This window comes from Halorubrum shenae (genome assembly GCF_051194165.1).
Lineage (GTDB): Archaea > Halobacteriota > Halobacteria > Halobacteriales > Haloferacaceae > Halorubrum.
This window is the reverse complement of sequence record NZ_JBLZNI010000016.1, coordinates 55241-69696: the sequence shown is the minus strand read 5'-3', so window position 1 is coordinate 69696 and position 14456 is coordinate 55241. Positions and strand designations below refer to the sequence as shown.

Genomic DNA, 14456 nt, shown 5'->3' with positions numbered 1-14456 from the left:
TGTTCGTGCTGTGGTCGGGAACGAAAGGCGAACCGTGTTGAACGCGGACTGTATGTCTGCGATGAGTGCGGTACAGTGGCGAACGCGGACGTGAACGGTGCTGAGAACATTCGGCAGAAAGTATCTCCGAGTTCACCGAATCTGTCGGTGAATAGGAGTAACGGCTGGTTGGCACAGCCATCGACATTCCTGTTTGACAAGGAAACTGGTGCGTTTGCACCTCAAGAACAGATCACGTCGTAAACCACAATATCCCAACCCAGCGGTACGGTGCCGTGGGAATCCTCGCGCTTCAGCGCGGGGAGGATGTCAATTCGTGGGTGCTTATCGAGGGGGATCGGCGCCTTGTCGCGAGCGGTATCACCGTCGGTATCGTCGGGGTCATCGGCGCGCTGCTCTGGAGCGGCATGCTCGCTGTGGGACCGGACAGCACCACCGACGCGCTCTTTTCGAGCGGGTTTACCGCCGGCATCATCACGCCAACAGGATTTCGCAGAGCTCTCGCGGATGATCGTCTACACGGGACTGATCGCGTTCGTCACGACGATCTCGTTGACGCTCGTCTACCGGGAGAACGCCGTTACGATTCCGCCCTCGATGCTTCCCCTCGTCGCCACTCTGAGTATCGGTATCGTCACCGTACCGCTCACGCTTTTCGTGTCTTACATCCTCAGGGCAGCGACAGTCGCCAGAGAAACGGTCTCGGTCGGGCCGTTTATCTCCCCGTCATGACGTCTCCGGGCACCCCTTCGGGTCGCCTGTGGGGATGGACCGTCCTCCCCGTGGTCCCGCTCGCTGTTCAAGCGACGCCGCTACCGGAGGTCGGTCCTGAGGGACTCTTCGAGTACTGGCCGGTCGCCATTCGTCTCGGCTGGTTCCTCGCGGGACTCCTCGCCGTCGTGATACTCAACCGGCTCTTCGTCCAGCCCGTCGTGACGCGGATACTCCGTCAGCGGAACCGCAACAACCCCACGCTCCAGAACGCCCTGCTCAGGTATTTTCAGATCATCGTTCTCCTCGTTGCCGTCTTCGTCGGAGCAAGCATCGCGGGATACGCCCCCGTACTCGGCAACTCCGCACTCCTCCTCAGTGCCATCGCGCTGGCGATCGGCGTCGCGGCCCAAGAGCTGATCGGCTCGCTGGTCAGCGGCATCGCCCTGGTACTCGACCCGGAGTTCAACGTCGGCGACTACATCGAGTGGCCGAACGGCGGAGGGGTCGTCCAGTCGATCGCCCTTCGAACCACACGCGTCGAGACCAAGAACGGAGAGCTGGTGACGATTCCGAACACAATTTTGACGAGCAACGAGATCACCCGTCCGTTCGGCCGGGGGAACCACGAGTCGTCCAGCGGTTCGGGGTCGCCTACGGGGACGAGATCGACGACGCGATAGGACACTTTGAGGACGTCGCGGCCTCAATGGACGTGATTCTCGCAGACCCGGCTCCGGCGGTGTACGTCGACGAACTCGGAGACGAGGTCAGGGTTCGCGTCCATTACTGGGTTGACAGTCCTGGTGAGCGAGACATCCGCGCCGTCCAGTCGGCGTACACTCGTCAGATCAAACGCACGTTCGAGACCGAAGGACTCACGATCAGTCCCGTCTCGGAACTCGAACTCACCGGACGGGTCGGCATCGACGATTCTGAGCGCTCTCGGTAGCGAGGTCCGGAGACAGCGGGTTGTCTGACGCACGCACGACGCCGACGCAACGACTATACGTCGCCCGAGAGACCCTGAGCGTAATGCCCTCACTCACTGACCAGCTGTCCGATCTCGTCGAGGACGCGGACGCGGTGCTGCTGTTCTCGCCGACCAGTTCGTTCTTCGATCGGTTCGAGGACGGCGACACGGAGATCGTCGTCGTCGCGCCCGACAACGACGTCGACGCCGAGGTGTTCGTCGAGCTTCCGCTTCCGTTCGACAACGTCAAAGACCGGATCCGGTTCGGCATCGAGGGCGCGATGGACGCCGACCTCGTCTCCGAGGGCGACGAGGTGGCCTGTATCGCGTCCGTCTTCGAGGCCGGATCAGACGCGGTGATCCGTGTCACCGTCGACGAGACGGTTCACACCGGGATCTATGACCTGTTCGTCAACTCGCGGGCGGAGCCGAGCGTGATCCGCGACGTGTTCGAGGTCGCGATCGAGCTCGGACAGAAGGGACAGAAGGGGAAGCCGGTGGGCGCGCTGTTCGTCGTCGGCGACGCGGGGAAGGTGATGAACAAGTCGCGACCGCTGTCGTACAACCCCTTCGAGAAGTCGCACGTTCACGTCGGCGACCCCATCGTCAACGTCATGCTCAAGGAGTTCTCGCGGCTCGACGGCGCGTTCGTCGTCTCTGACTCCGGGAAGATCGTCTCCGCGTACCGCTACCTCGAACCGGGCGCGGAGGGCGTCGACATCCCGAAGGGACTCGGCGCTCGCCACATGGCGGGCGGGGCGATCACCCGCGACACGAACGCGACCGCGATCGTCCTCTCCGAGTCGGACGGCCTCGTGCGGGCGTTCAAAGCGGGAGAACTCGTCATGGAGATCGATCCGGAGGAGTACTGATCTCATGTCTGCGGCCACGATATCTCCCTCCGAGCTCGTCGCGTTGGTCCCAGACCGGTTCTGGCTCGCCCTGTTCGTGCTGCTGTTCGGGCTCGTGGCGGCGTACGTCGTCGGCGTGATCAACCGCCGGCTACTGACTCGTGCGGGCGTGCCGGAAGTGATCGAGGGGACCGCCTTCGAGCGCACCGCTCGCGAGTTCGACACCTCGACGGTACGGATTTTGGCGAAGCTGTCGAGCTACTTCATCCTCGCAGTGGCCGTCGTCGTCGCCATGACCGTCGCCGACGTGAACTACCTCGAACGGTTCTGGTCGACGGTGGCCGCCTTCCTCCCGCGACTGTTCGTCGCCGTCGTCATCCTCATCGTCGGGTTCGTCGTCGGCGACAAGGCGGAACTGCTCGTCGCCGAGCGGCTCCGCGGGGTCAAGCTGCCCGAACTCGGCGTGTTGCCGCCACTTGTGAAGTACAGCGTCGTGTACGTCGCCGCGCTGGTCGCGCTCGGACAGGTCGGGGTGCAGACGCTCGCGCTGGTCGTGCTGTTGGCGGCGTACGCGTTTGCAGTCGTGTTGTTCGCCGCGCTTGCGACCAAGGACCTCGTCGCCAGCGCGGCCGCCGGGGTGTTTCTCCTCCTTCGGCAGCCGTACGGCGTGGGCGACGAAGTGAAGGTCGCTGGCGAGCGCGGAATCGTCCAAGAGGTCGACCTGTTCGTCACCCACATCGAGGCCGACGGGGAGGACCACGTGATCCCGAACCACTCGGTGTTCCGTGACGGGATCGTGCTGATTCGGGAGTGAGGCCGCGCGGTGCGGTCCGCCGTCGATCGCTGCCCCTCCCCCGTTCCCACGCTGTGGGAGCAGCTATCACGATATAACTCCGTGGACGACAGATAGTCGCACATGAGCCACGACGTCACCGCCGCCTGCGACGGCTGGGACGGCAGCGAGTGCGAGGGGACGGTCCACTGTCCGCCGCGCTGTCCGCGCTTCGTGGACAAGCAGGGGACCCCGTGGACGATTCGTCCGGCGGTCAGCGAGGACGCCGCCGCCCTCGCGGAGATGTACGAGGGCTTCGGGACGGCGGACCGCGCGCAGGGGCTCCCACCGGTGACTCGAAGCCGCCGGGCCGACTGGCTCGAGTCGATGCTCGCCGAGGGGAGCAACGTCGTCGCCGAGCGGGACGGTGAGCTGTTCGGTCACGCCATGTACACGCCGACCGACGCGCCCAGCCCCGAACTCGCGGTCTTCGTCCATCCCGACATGCAGGGACGCGGGGTCGGAACGGAGCTCTGCCGACACGTCATCGCCGACGCACACGCCGGCGGGCGCGAGGGGCTCGAACTCCACGTCGAGAGCGGAAACCGGGTCGCGCGGAGCGTCTACCGGACGGTCGGCTTCGAACTCGCCGACCGCAGAGGCGACATCCGGATGACGCTCGATCTCGACCAGCCGATCGCGACCGAAGTCCGTTGGCCGCCGCTCGCCCGCGAGGGGTCGGACGAGCCGCTCCCGCGGGAGCTGGGCCCGTCCGAATTCGACGCCCTGCAAGCCGCTGAGGCCGACGACTGAGCAGACACCGAGCCCGACCCAGGGACACACACCGCCCCGATCGCAACGATTACGCCCGGCCCACTCCTTTGGACCGTAGCCGTGGAGGACGCCATCGAGTGGCTGCGAAACCGACCGTTCTACGAGGGACAGATCGCGGAGCACCGCCGGATGCCGGCCCGTGAGCCGGCGTACCGCGACGTCGACCTCGCGCCTCGGATGGCCGACGCGCTCGCGAAAGACGGGATCGACCGCCTCTACCGTCATCAGGCCGAGGCGATCGAGGCGGTCCGCGACGGTGACGACGTCGTACTGGCCACCGAGACCGCGAGCGGGAAGTCGCTCGCGTACACCGTTCCCGCGTTCGAGGCCGCGATGGACCACGGGGGACGGACCCTTTATATTGGCCCCCAGAACGCGCTGATCGCGGACCAAGAGGAGTCGCTGTCGGAGCTCGCTCACGGGCTCGGGTTCGGGAGCGGCGTCTCGGTCGAATCGTACACCGGTCGGCTCTCGCGGGCCGAGAAGCGAGACGTTCGCGACCGCGAGCCGACCGTGTTGCTGTCGAACCCGGACATGCTCCACTACGCGCTGTTACCGTACGCCGGGCGCCTGTGGGACTGGTTCTTCTCGTCGCTGGAGTACGTCGTGATCGACGAAGTGCACAGCTACCGCGGCGTCTTCGGCTCGCAGGTCGCCATGACCCTCCGCCGGCTCGCGCGGACCTGCGAGCGGTTCGGGTCAAGTCCGCGGTTCGTCTGTTGTTCGGCGACGATCAACAACCCGGTCGAGCACGTCGCGAGCGTGACCGGTCGCGACCCGGAGAGAATCACGCTCGTCGACGAGGACGCCTCCGGCCGCGGGCCGCGCGACTGGGTGCTGTGGAACCCGCCCGAGTACGACGACGACTGGCAGGAGCGCGGGAGCGGTCGCCGGAAGTCGAGCCACACGGAGAGCAAGCGGCTCTTCTGTGATTTGGTGACCGCGGGCGCGCAGACGCTGACGTTCACGCGCGCCAGACAGACCGCGGAGCAGTACGCGACCGACAGCGCGAGCGACCTCCGGGAACGAGGCGAGCGCGACCTCGCGGGGAAGGTCGGGGCGTATCAGGCCGCCCTGAACGACGACCGACGCCGCGAGATCGAGGCCGACCTCCACGCCGGCGATCTCAGAGGGGTGTGGTCGACGAGTGCCCTCGAACTCGGCGTCGACGTGGGCGGACTCGACGCCGTGATCTTGGACGGCTACCCCGGCACGCGGATGTCAGCGTATCAGCGCGCGGGCCGGGCCGGCCGCGGCGACGACCCGGCGCTCGTGGTGATGATCGGCGGCGAGGACCAACTGGATCAGTACCTGATGCGCAACCCGAGCGACTTCTTCGAGGCGCCGCCGGAGGACGCGATCTGCGACCCCGAGAACGGCCAGCTGCTCCCGGGCCACGTCGCCTGCGCGGCCGACGAGAGCTGGCTCTCGCCCGACGACGAGCGGTTCTTCGGCGAGCCGTTCCCCGGCGTCGTCGCGGACCTGACCGACGAGGGACTGCTGGAGAGACGGGAGGTGGCCGATGGCATCCGCTGGACTCACGCTGGGTCGTCGAGCCCGCAGCAGGCGGTGAGCCTGCGGACCGCTGGGGACCGCGAGATCGACCTGCTCGACAACTCGCGCAACGAGACGGTCGCCTCGCTCGGGTTCGGCGACGCGCTCCGGGACGCACACCCCGGCGCGATCTACCACCAGCAAGGTCGGACGTACGAGGTGACGAAGCTGGACCTCGACCGCGACGTGGCGGAGCTCCAGTCCTCGTGGGCCGACTACTACACCCAGCCGCTCACCGAGAAGGACATCGTCGTGAACGAGGACCTCGCGGAGCGAGAGCTCACCGCGCGCTCGGACGTGCCGGTCCGGTTCGCGGACGTCACCGTCACGGAGCAAATCACGGGGTTCGTCCGGAAGGACGCGGCGACCGGCGAGTCGCTCGGCGAGTCGACGCTCGACCTCCCGGAGACGACGCTACGAACGAAGGCGCTGTACTTCCCGGTCCCGGCGGACATCGAATCGGAGATGCGCGCAGTCGGGAGTCAGAACGGGGATGACGGCAGTGTAGAGGCGGCGACTGACGGCGGGGCGGCCGCCGGCGGGGACGGAGATGCCACACCGGACGGCGAGTACGCCTTCAACGGCGGGATCCACGCCGCCGAACACGGGATCATCTCGCTGTTCCCGTTCCACCTGCTCTGCGACCGCGCCGATGTCGGGGGGATCTCGACGCCGTACCACCCGCACACCGACGCGCCGGCGGTGTTCGTCTACGACGGTCACCCCGGCGGGGTTGGGCTCACGCGACGCGGCCACGAACGGGTCGAGGAGCTGATGGCGCGGACGGCCCGCCTGATCGACACCTGCGACTGCGAGGGCGGCTGTCCCGCGTGCGTCCAGTCGCCTCACTGCGGCAACGCCAACGACCCGCTCGCGAAGGCGCCGGCGGTGCGGCTGTTGGAGGCGCTGACGCCCGACGAGTAAGGGCGAACGTCCGACGGATGGGGGCAAGTCACTTGCCGCCCCCGTGTGAGTACGACCTATGGCGTTCGACCTCACCGATGCGACGGAGCCGGCCGCGGTGACGATGGAGTGGCTGGTGCTCGGGGTCGCGTACTTCCTCCTCCTGTTGTTCCTCATCGGCGTGTTCGACCTGTTCTTATCGTTGTACCAGCTCCTCGTCACCGGGAACTTCACCGACCCGGCCGAGGTGGTCGGGCTCCTCGACAGCGTGCTCCTCCTGCTGATCATCGTCGAGGTCCACCGGACGCTGCTGGCGTACGCGAAGGGCCAGCCAGTCCTCCGGATCGTCGTCAGCGCGGCGATCATCGCGATCGCCCGTCGCGCGATCAGCTTCCGGCTTGAGGATTACAGTTCGGGTCAAGAGACGCTCTTCGCGGCGCTCGCGATCGCGGTGCTCGTCCTCGCGCTCACGCTCGTCTACTTCCTCCTCGACCGGGTGGCGGTCCCGGGACGACCGGAACTCGGCGGGGAGTCGAACTCCGGCGAGTGAGCCCGCGCCGAGCGGTAAGACGATTGTTATGGCCTGCACGGAGCGATCGGTCGACGATACGGCCGAACCGGAGGCGTTCGGGGCGGGAGAGCGTCGGCTCGGACATCATCGTCCGTGTCAATGTTCGCGTCGACCGCTCGAAAAGGGGTCCGTCGAGATCCGATCGCAAACGCACTTCAGTCGAAAAGCGCGTTAAGATACACCCAGCGGTCCGTCCACAGTTGGTAGCCGATCGAGACGCCGAACACGACGAGAAAGACGCTCACACAGAGAACCGGATTGACTGTGGAGAGTACGGGGACCTCAATGAGGACGGCGAGGACGACGAACAGCGAGAGCGTACCGAGCATACTGTAATACTCGCTCCACGTGATCCCGTAGGGGGTGACGACTTCCATGTACACGTCGACGGAGCGGGCGTCTTCGGTGAGTCGGATCGTCTTTCGGTCCGATTCGTACTCCACGATCCCGCGCTTGTCGAGCTTCGGGAGATGCGTTTGGTGAAGCGAGTTGTAGACGCTGTCACGGATGTTCCGCGGCGGCGGCGACTCGCCGGTCTCGCGTTCGGCGATGGTTTCTGCGAGGTCCCGCAGGGTCGTCTTGCCGATAGTGTCCTGCAGGTGCTTGATCACTTGACGTCTGCGCTCGTTGCGGAGCAAGTCGTGGATCTCCGTTTCGGGAATCCCCTCGTATCGGTTTGTTATTGCCATGTATTGCGTTCTGTCGTCGGTTCCCGCGTTGAACACCGAAATAGACGCAATAGTGTCACAAAGCTAATCATCTCCTACCCGATATCAGTCCTGTTTCAGGTGATGCCAGAAGCCGAAACGAGCGATGTTGTCAGATCGCTAGGAGCTCAGAGCGAAGTCGATTCTCCCTGCTCGCGATCTCGTTCAACGAGCGTAACGGGTCAATAGTAGTTCTTGCCGGAGTACGATGTGCCTGAAGAGACGCAAGCACGCCGATAATACCGGTTCCGTCTGCGGATCTGGCTCGTCGCGGTTGCCTCGTTCGGCCGTCGGACAGTCCGATCCGAAACCGGGGATTACGCGTTGATTGTAGCCTCCAAAACGACTTATTATTTTCTCAAATCCACGGTTTAGAGCTTCAATTCGGCCGTTTTGTCAGAAATGGTGTGATTGGCTAAGGGGGTGGGTGTTGTGGCGTCTGATACGCCCGGCCGGAACACGCGTCGGGGTCAATCACGATGCCAGACGAGAACTTCGAACTGTCACGGCGGAACGCGATACTCGGTCTCAGTACCGTCGGTGTCGCGTCCGCGGGAGCCGGTATCGGACCGAGCGCGTCCTTCAGCGACGCGGAGTCAGCGAAGGACAACACGCTCACCGCGGGCGAGCCGGATCTCTACGTCGATTACGCCCCGGTCGCCGATCAGGGAGAAGCGGACGGTGAGACCGGGGCCGCCGTGTCCGACGACGGCGAGGCGACGACCTCGCTCGATCGCGGAGCGCCGGTCGCGTTCCCCGACGATTACCGAGACAACATCTCGTGCGCGAGTCCGACGACCGTCGTCGGTCCGAGTGGCGTTTTCCAAACGAACGATAGCCTGATCGGTATTCCGGGGTTCGACTCCTCGGCAGGCCGTCCGCCTCGCTGCCCGGAGGTCGCGGGACCGGGGAGGCTGGCTCACGGACTACCGTTAGAGGTCAACAATGTCAGACGACAATAACGGCAAGTTCAACTTGTCACGGCGGAAGGCCCTCGCAGGAATCGGCGCAGCTGGCGCTGCTGTGGGGCTCGGAGGTATCGGTACTGTTGCACAGCTGAGTGATACAGAAGATAGAGCAGTCACGTTCACTGCTGGTGGACTCGACGGCACGCTCGAATGGAGCGGTTCCTACAACGGGACCACGGTTGACGATACTGATGACGGTGAGTTCTCGTCAGCAATCAATGTTGAACCTGACCTTGAAGCGTCAGGTTACAAAGACAGAGCAGTCCCGATAGATGTTCACTTCGATGACGTGAAGCCGGGAGACTACGGCTGCGTCAACTTCACCCTCGAAGTGCAGGATAACGAGGCATGGGTTGCCTCTGGCATCAACGTCGTCGACAACTACGACTACAAGGTCTTCGAGCCTGAAGTCGGCGCAGATGACGATCTCGATGAATCGGATGTCAACGTGGACCCGGAGACGGGCGACCTCACGTCACAGAACGCCGCTGCGACTGTTGATGGTGAGGGTGAACTCGCCCAGAACATCTACGCGCTCCCGTATTACGATAACGACGCCAACTGCTCGTTCTTCGACGCTGACGGGTTCAGCGGCCAGTACAGTGGCGCGGCTCCGACTGGGTTCTGGTCGAACGCGCAGACTGGAGACGGCCAGTTCGATGATCAGGGCAATTTCACAGGAGGCACCGTGCCCGGAGACCTCAGCGGGATAGACGAGAATGAGGAATACGTCCTCGCGCCGCGAAACCTGAAGGACATCTCTGAAAACTTGAACGCTATCGGGACTGCCCTCTGGAACGATGGCAGCAATATGTCCATCGGATACCAGACCGCTTCAGGTGGTCACGCAAGTCTCGCCACTGGGTCTGTCATGCTGGATGGGAGTGTCCCTGCTAATGGAGACTCTGGTAACAATAGTCAGAGTGTCTCCCCGCTGCCGCCCGGAACCACTCTCAACTTCGGCTACGACTTCCACATCCCATTCGGAGTCGGCAACGAGATCCAGGGAGACCGCTGCTCTGTCAAGCTGGACTTCCAGTTCATCCAGAGTAGGCACACCGAGGCTCCTGACTTCACCAGCTACAATCCCGAGAACGATTCGTAAGACGTGAACTACCTGAGAATCATCAAGATTCTCGGGTTCACCGCACTGGTGATCGTAGTAGCTCTGTCCGTCATCAACGCCTTCCCGGGCTTGGTGGGAGCAGACTACTCGTTCATCGTCCAATCAGGCAGCATGGAACCAGCAATCTCAACCGGCTCGATGGTGTTCGTGGAGGGGATACCTCCAGGACAAGCAGACGAGCGTATCGAGGAAGGTGACGTAATCACCTTCAGTAAGTCTGGGAGCATTACCCGGACAACGACTCACAGAGTGGTTGAGAAGAGGTCCGGAGAGATCACCGACAGCGTGTCCTTCGTCACAAAAGGGGACGCGAACGAGAACCGAGACGGAGAACCTGTCCTCCGAGATGAGATTGTCGGGAAGGTGATGTTCGACGTTCCGCTGATGGGATACGTCGCTCGGTTTGCTGGTACAACCAAAGGGATGATCGCACTGGTTCTCGTCCCAGTCACCCTGCTGTTCATGGACGGCCTCTGGCAGGTCTACCTCGCGTTTGAACCCGAGGAGAACGGAGAGTAGTCGAACGGACAATACCCATATTGGCATAACTGAGGTTCGATTCCTCAGATGGGAATCACACATGGATAAAATACCCAGACGCGGCGTGCTCGGCGGGCTCGGACTCATCGGAGTCGGGAGTGTGGCAGGGGGTATCGGGACCAGAGCACTCCTCAGCGACGAGGAAGAGGTTGCGGTAATCGCAACTGCTGGAGAGTTAGATATTCAGTTAGACTGGAAGGCGTTCCACAACGGAAACCAGATCGCTATGCAGGCTCCGACTGATACTAGCGGTCAGGTAGCAGCTCGCTTCGCAGACGTGAAACCCGGAGACGCCGGTTGCTTCAGCCTCAGTATCCATAACGAGACGAATCCCGCCTACGTGTGGCTCGCTATGGATATCCGAGATGAGACTGACGGCGGAGACCAGCCCCAAGATGATCCACACGAAAGCGAGTGTCCACCGGTAGAGTATCCCTGGGTGTGTGGACAGAATGAAACTGACGGTAATGTTACCATCACTAACGACGGCAGTGACCTCCTCGTAGAGATTAACGCTGCTTCTGGTCAGTCGCTCGGTGAGACACATCTCCACCTAACCGACTCCATCGATAACATCCCCGGTGGTCCGTCTCCGGGACAGTTCGATTACAGCCATGAGAACCTAGATGCCACCACCGACACATACGAGATCCCGTTCGACAACTCGAACTACAGTCTCTCATGCGGTGACAATCCTGTGATCGCCGTTCACGCTGCGGAACTCGATGGGGAAGACACCTGTTGGGCTGGTGCGACGGAAGTGAATCCGGGTCAAGGTGGGAACTGGGCGTTAGCGATAGATCACACTATCGACTGCTGCCCGGCTGATGAGACGGATAATGAGACGACTCAACCGTCCACGGATCACAGTCTCGCCGACAAGATATTCCTCGATGTGTTCTGGGATGATGATGAAGACTGTGAGATAGACCCAGATGAGACAGTGTTGTTCAAAGACATCACGCTCAGGGGTCTGGCTAGTAACATCGGAAAGTCTACTGGTGGGATAATGCCGGAGTGGTATGTCGATGGGACACAGTACTTCTCCATTTCGTGGACCATCCCGAAAGAGGTTGGAAACGAGATCCAAGGCGATGAAGTGACGATCAGCTTTCATGTGTACGCAGAACAGCGGAGGCACAACGTTGAGCCAACTAATCCATGGGTCTGAGTTCACCCTCTCGGAGCGACTCAGGTTCGATTCCTGAGGAGGGCTTCGCACCAGTATGGTGCTGGTTGACGGACTACCGTTATAAAAATGACAGATAACGATGGGATAAGCAGACGGAAGGCACTCGGGGGTATCGCCCTGACGGGAGTAGCGGCAGCCGGAGGCGGAGCAGGGACGTTCGCGTACCTTACGGACTCGGATAGCGTTGACTCCGTGTTCGAAGTCGGGAGTCTGGACCTAGAGACCACTCCCAGTGACGGAGCTTTGACGTTCGAGAGTCTGGCAGAGGGCGAACAGAACACCTCAACGATAGCCGTATGCAACGACGGCTCGCTCCCGATCAGGAACGTCATTCTTGACGGGATTACGATCACCAGCGATACCGGCGATACCGCGGAGGCCATCAAAGTTGCAAAGGCCATCAAAGTCCGTGAGGTGAGGTACGGCGGAGAAACCGTTGCTGGCCAGTCAAATATCACAGACGCTAACAGCAATGGCATCTCTGACCTGCACGATCTCGATACGTGGTTAGGAGATAGTGGCCTGAGTCTCACCGACTCAACGGGCCAGGGCACACTCAACGGGACCGATGCTGGTGGCGGTGAGTGTACCACGCTCGTCATCAAGACCGAGATGGATTACAGCGTGCTGTCCGATGTTCCCGACAACGCGAGTATCAGCGCCTCGGTCGATCTCGTTGGCGAGCAAAAGCCCCTCTGATCTGGTCAATTTTTTAGCCAGTTAAACTACAGAGATGAACACGCGTTACACACTCTTCTGGGAGGAACGCGTCGCATACGATCCGGGCAAAATAACCGATCACGGATCGGTTGGAAGCCGATCGAGGAACCGATCCTCACCCGAGGCACCGCTCCCGAACGAGTACTCCCGTCAGATCACTGGGGCGTCATAGCGTGAAGTACTGGATAGTAGATAAGAAATGACAATGGCTTCAAACGATCCGTCAGAGAACACGGACCCCCCCGAAATCGGTGTTTCTCGCGCCGAAGATGGGTGGATGCGGTTCCTAAACAAGCGAAACGTACTCCGAGTGCTCGTGCTCCTTTTGATCGGTACGATCCTGATCAGCTTTTTGATCGGTTTGTGATCACGCATCCCGCGAACCGATCCGTCGACGAGGGCGGTGGTTTCACGTTCTTCGCAGTCCATGGGATCGCATGGAGTTGTTCTGGCACCGACGGGACCTCAGACTTGCCGACAACGTCGGCCTCGCGGCCGCCGCCGACAGGGGAGGGGTCGCGGGCGTGTTCGTCTTCGACGACGACGTGCTCGCGCACGCGAGCGACGTCCGAGTCCGCCGCCTCCTCGACGGGCTCGCGGCGCTGCGAGACGACTACCGCGACCGCGGGAGCGACCTTCTCGTTGCCCGTGGCGACCCGGAGGCCGTCCTCCCCGAGCTGGCCGACGCCCTCGACGCCGACCGAATCGTCTGGAACCGAGACTACTCGGGGCTCGCTCGCGAGCGCGACGCAGCGGTCCGAAAAGCGCTCAACGAGGCCGGAATCGACCGTGAGGCGCACCACGACGCGGTGTTGCACACGCCGGACTCGATCCGGACGAACGCCGGCGACCCGTACTCCGTGTACACCTACTACTGGCGCAAGTGGACCGACCGAGAGACCGACTCACCGGCGCCGACGCCCGAGGCGAGCGACCTCGTCGAGGCCGACGCGCTGGCGGCGGCGGTGGGCGGTGACGGCGGCGCCCTCGCTGACGGCGGTCGGCAGGGGGACACCCAGTCCGACGGCGGCGTCGTGACCGACCGCGTCGCCGTCGGCGACCTGCCGGTGCCCGCCGACTTGGGGTTCGCGGAGCCAGACGCGGAGATCGGTCCCGCTGGCACCGAGGCCGCCCGCGAGCGGCTCGACGCGTTCCTCTCAGAGGCGGTGTTCGCGTACGACACGGAGCGCGACTACCCCGCTCGCGAGTCGACGTCGCGCATGTCGGCCTTTCTAAAATACGGCGAGATCGGGGTGCGAGAGGCGTACGAGGCGACGAAAGCGGCGATGGCTGCGGCGGAGGAACAATCGGGAGGGGGCGGCGAAGACGATAGCGACGACGGCGGAGACGACGACGGCGACGACGACGGCCCGGTCGCCGCAGTCGAGGAGTATCAGCAGCAGCTCGCGTGGCGGGAGTTCTACACGCAGGTGCTGTACCACAATCCGAAGGTCGTGACGGACAACTACAAGGAGTACGAGGAAGGGATCGAGTGGCGCGACGACCCCGACGAGATCGCCGCGTGGAAGCGCGGCGAGACGGGGTACCCCATCGTCGACGCCGGGATGCGCCAGCTTCGCGAGGAAGCGTTCATGCACAACCGGGTGCGGATGATCGTCGCCTCCTTCCTCACGAAGGACCTGCTCGTCGACTGGCGCCACGGCTACGAGCACTTCTGTGAGAAGCTGGCCGACCACGACACCGCCAACGACAACGGCGGCTGGCAGTGGGCCGCCTCCACGGGGACCGACGCCCAGCCCTACTTCCGCATCTTCAACCCCATGACGCAGGGGGAGCGTTACGATTCCGACGCGGAGTACATCACGGAGTACGTCCCCGAACTCCGCGGGGTCGACGCCGACCTGATCCACGAGTGGCACGAGCTCTCGCCGACGCAGCGCGCGAACGCGGCTCCCGAGTACCCCGCCCCGGTCGTGGATCACTCGGAGCGACGCGAGGAGGCGTTAGCGATGTATAAGCGAGCGCGCGGCGAGGATCCGGACAAGTAAGGATCCCGGCACTCTCGACGTCACG

The 14456-nt window shown here is 63.1% G+C and carries 16 protein-coding genes; 15 read left to right on the top strand and 1 reads right to left on the bottom strand.

Translation table 11 applies throughout. The features are described 5' to 3' along the window. The 9 genes from ACNS88_RS14865 to ACNS88_RS14825 form a co-directional block, all read left to right on the top strand. Positions 1–243, top strand: a 243-nt coding sequence (locus ACNS88_RS14865; RefSeq protein ID WP_435099231.1) for a zinc ribbon domain-containing protein, incomplete at its 5' end; no start/stop codon positions are given. A 264-nt stretch (positions 244–507) separates the two neighbouring features. Further along, positions 508–732: a DUF7972 family membrane protein gene (locus ACNS88_RS14860; protein WP_435099229.1), complete on the top strand. Its 225-nt coding sequence runs from the start codon at positions 508–510 to the stop codon at positions 730–732. Continuing rightward, positions 729–1394 carry a mechanosensitive ion channel domain-containing protein gene (locus tag ACNS88_RS14855; RefSeq protein ID WP_435099227.1) on the top strand — a complete coding sequence of 222 codons (666 nt, stop codon included), beginning with the start codon at positions 729–731 and terminating at the stop codon, positions 1392–1394. Before ACNS88_RS14860 ends, ACNS88_RS14855 begins: the two co-directional genes overlap by 4 nt. Further along, positions 1379–1663 (top strand): hypothetical protein, encoded by a 285-nt coding sequence (locus ACNS88_RS14850; protein WP_435099237.1) that lies wholly within the window; start codon positions 1379–1381, stop codon positions 1661–1663. The genes ACNS88_RS14855 and ACNS88_RS14850 overlap by 16 nt, the downstream gene beginning before the upstream one ends. A gap of 83 nt (positions 1664–1746) precedes the next feature. Beyond that, positions 1747–2556: a diadenylate cyclase DacZ gene (gene dacZ, locus ACNS88_RS14845; protein ID WP_435099225.1), complete on the top strand. Its 810-nt coding sequence runs from the start codon at positions 1747–1749 to the stop codon at positions 2554–2556. Positions 2557–2560: 4 nt separating this feature from the next. Then, positions 2561–3349, top strand: coding sequence for a mechanosensitive ion channel family protein (locus tag ACNS88_RS14840; protein ID WP_435099223.1), 789 nt, complete (start codon positions 2561–2563; stop codon positions 3347–3349). 102 nt (positions 3350–3451) lie between these two features. Further along, positions 3452–4120 (top strand): GNAT family N-acetyltransferase, encoded by a 669-nt coding sequence (locus ACNS88_RS14835; RefSeq protein WP_435099221.1) that lies wholly within the window; start codon positions 3452–3454, stop codon positions 4118–4120. Positions 4121–4201: 81 nt separating this feature from the next. After that, a complete protein-coding gene (locus ACNS88_RS14830; RefSeq protein WP_435099219.1) occupies positions 4202–6619 on the top strand; it encodes a DEAD/DEAH box helicase in 2418 nt (805 codons plus the stop codon). Between the two features lie 58 nt (positions 6620–6677). Further along, positions 6678–7148: a phosphate-starvation-inducible PsiE family protein gene (locus tag ACNS88_RS14825; protein WP_435099217.1), complete on the top strand. Its 471-nt coding sequence runs from the start codon at positions 6678–6680 to the stop codon at positions 7146–7148. Positions 7149–7324: 176 nt separating this feature from the next. Here ACNS88_RS14825 and ACNS88_RS14820 read toward each other — a convergent pair whose 3' ends face one another. Then, positions 7325–7858, bottom strand: coding sequence for a DUF7344 domain-containing protein (locus tag ACNS88_RS14820; protein ID WP_435099215.1), 534 nt, complete (start codon positions 7856–7858; stop codon positions 7325–7327). Between the two features lie 497 nt (positions 7859–8355). On the opposite strand from ACNS88_RS14820, the gene ACNS88_RS14815 reads away from it, so the two are divergent. The 6 genes from ACNS88_RS14815 to ACNS88_RS14790 all read left to right on the top strand — a co-directional run bounded on the left by ACNS88_RS14815 (position 8356) and on the right by ACNS88_RS14790 (position 14431). Continuing rightward, on the top strand, positions 8356–8838 hold the full coding sequence (locus ACNS88_RS14815; protein WP_435099213.1) for a hypothetical protein: 483 nt from the start codon (positions 8356–8358) through the stop codon (positions 8836–8838). After that, complete coding sequence (locus tag ACNS88_RS14810) at positions 8822–9949, top strand: twin-arginine translocation signal domain-containing protein (RefSeq protein WP_435099211.1); 1128 nt, start codon at positions 8822–8824, stop codon at positions 9947–9949. Before ACNS88_RS14815 ends, ACNS88_RS14810 begins: the two co-directional genes overlap by 17 nt. A 3-nt stretch (positions 9950–9952) precedes the next feature. Then, complete coding sequence (locus ACNS88_RS14805) at positions 9953–10489, top strand: signal peptidase I (protein WP_435099209.1); 537 nt, start codon at positions 9953–9955, stop codon at positions 10487–10489. A 61-nt stretch (positions 10490–10550) separates the two neighbouring features. Continuing rightward, the gene (locus tag ACNS88_RS14800; RefSeq protein ID WP_435099207.1) at positions 10551–11681 is read left to right on the top strand and encodes a hypothetical protein; all 1131 of its coding nucleotides are present in this window, start codon (positions 10551–10553) and stop codon (positions 11679–11681) included. Positions 11682–11768: 87 nt separating this feature from the next. Continuing rightward, positions 11769–12401: a TasA family protein gene (locus ACNS88_RS14795; RefSeq protein ID WP_435099205.1), complete on the top strand. Its 633-nt coding sequence runs from the start codon at positions 11769–11771 to the stop codon at positions 12399–12401. Positions 12402–12859: 458 nt separating this feature from the next. Further along, positions 12860–14431 carry a cryptochrome/photolyase family protein gene (locus tag ACNS88_RS14790; protein WP_435099203.1) on the top strand — a complete coding sequence of 524 codons (1572 nt, stop codon included), beginning with the start codon at positions 12860–12862 and terminating at the stop codon, positions 14429–14431. The last annotated feature ends 25 nt before the right edge of the window (positions 14432–14456 follow it).

Coding starts and splice junctions, on each gene's coding strand:
- ACNS88_RS14800 (WP_435099207.1), top strand. CDS start 10,551: ATGGATAAAATACCCAGACGCGGCGTGCTCGGCGGGCTCGGACTCATC.
- dacZ (WP_435099225.1), top strand. CDS start 1,747: ATGCCCTCACTCACTGACCAGCTGTCCGATCTCGTCGAGGACGCGGAC.
- ACNS88_RS14790 (WP_435099203.1), top strand. CDS start 12,860: ATGGAGTTGTTCTGGCACCGACGGGACCTCAGACTTGCCGACAACGTC.
- ACNS88_RS14820 (WP_435099215.1), bottom strand. CDS start 7,858: ATGGCAATAACAAACCGATACGAGGGGATTCCCGAAACGGAGATCCAC.
- ACNS88_RS14815 (WP_435099213.1), top strand. CDS start 8,356: ATGCCAGACGAGAACTTCGAACTGTCACGGCGGAACGCGATACTCGGT.
- ACNS88_RS14840 (WP_435099223.1), top strand. CDS start 2,561: ATGTCTGCGGCCACGATATCTCCCTCCGAGCTCGTCGCGTTGGTCCCA.
- ACNS88_RS14860 (WP_435099229.1), top strand. CDS start 508: ATGATCGTCTACACGGGACTGATCGCGTTCGTCACGACGATCTCGTTG.
- ACNS88_RS14810 (WP_435099211.1), top strand. CDS start 8,822: ATGTCAGACGACAATAACGGCAAGTTCAACTTGTCACGGCGGAAGGCC.
- ACNS88_RS14835 (WP_435099221.1), top strand. CDS start 3,452: ATGAGCCACGACGTCACCGCCGCCTGCGACGGCTGGGACGGCAGCGAG.
- ACNS88_RS14795 (WP_435099205.1), top strand. CDS start 11,769: ATGACAGATAACGATGGGATAAGCAGACGGAAGGCACTCGGGGGTATC.
- ACNS88_RS14825 (WP_435099217.1), top strand. CDS start 6,678: ATGGCGTTCGACCTCACCGATGCGACGGAGCCGGCCGCGGTGACGATG.
- ACNS88_RS14855 (WP_435099227.1), top strand. CDS start 729: ATGACGTCTCCGGGCACCCCTTCGGGTCGCCTGTGGGGATGGACCGTC.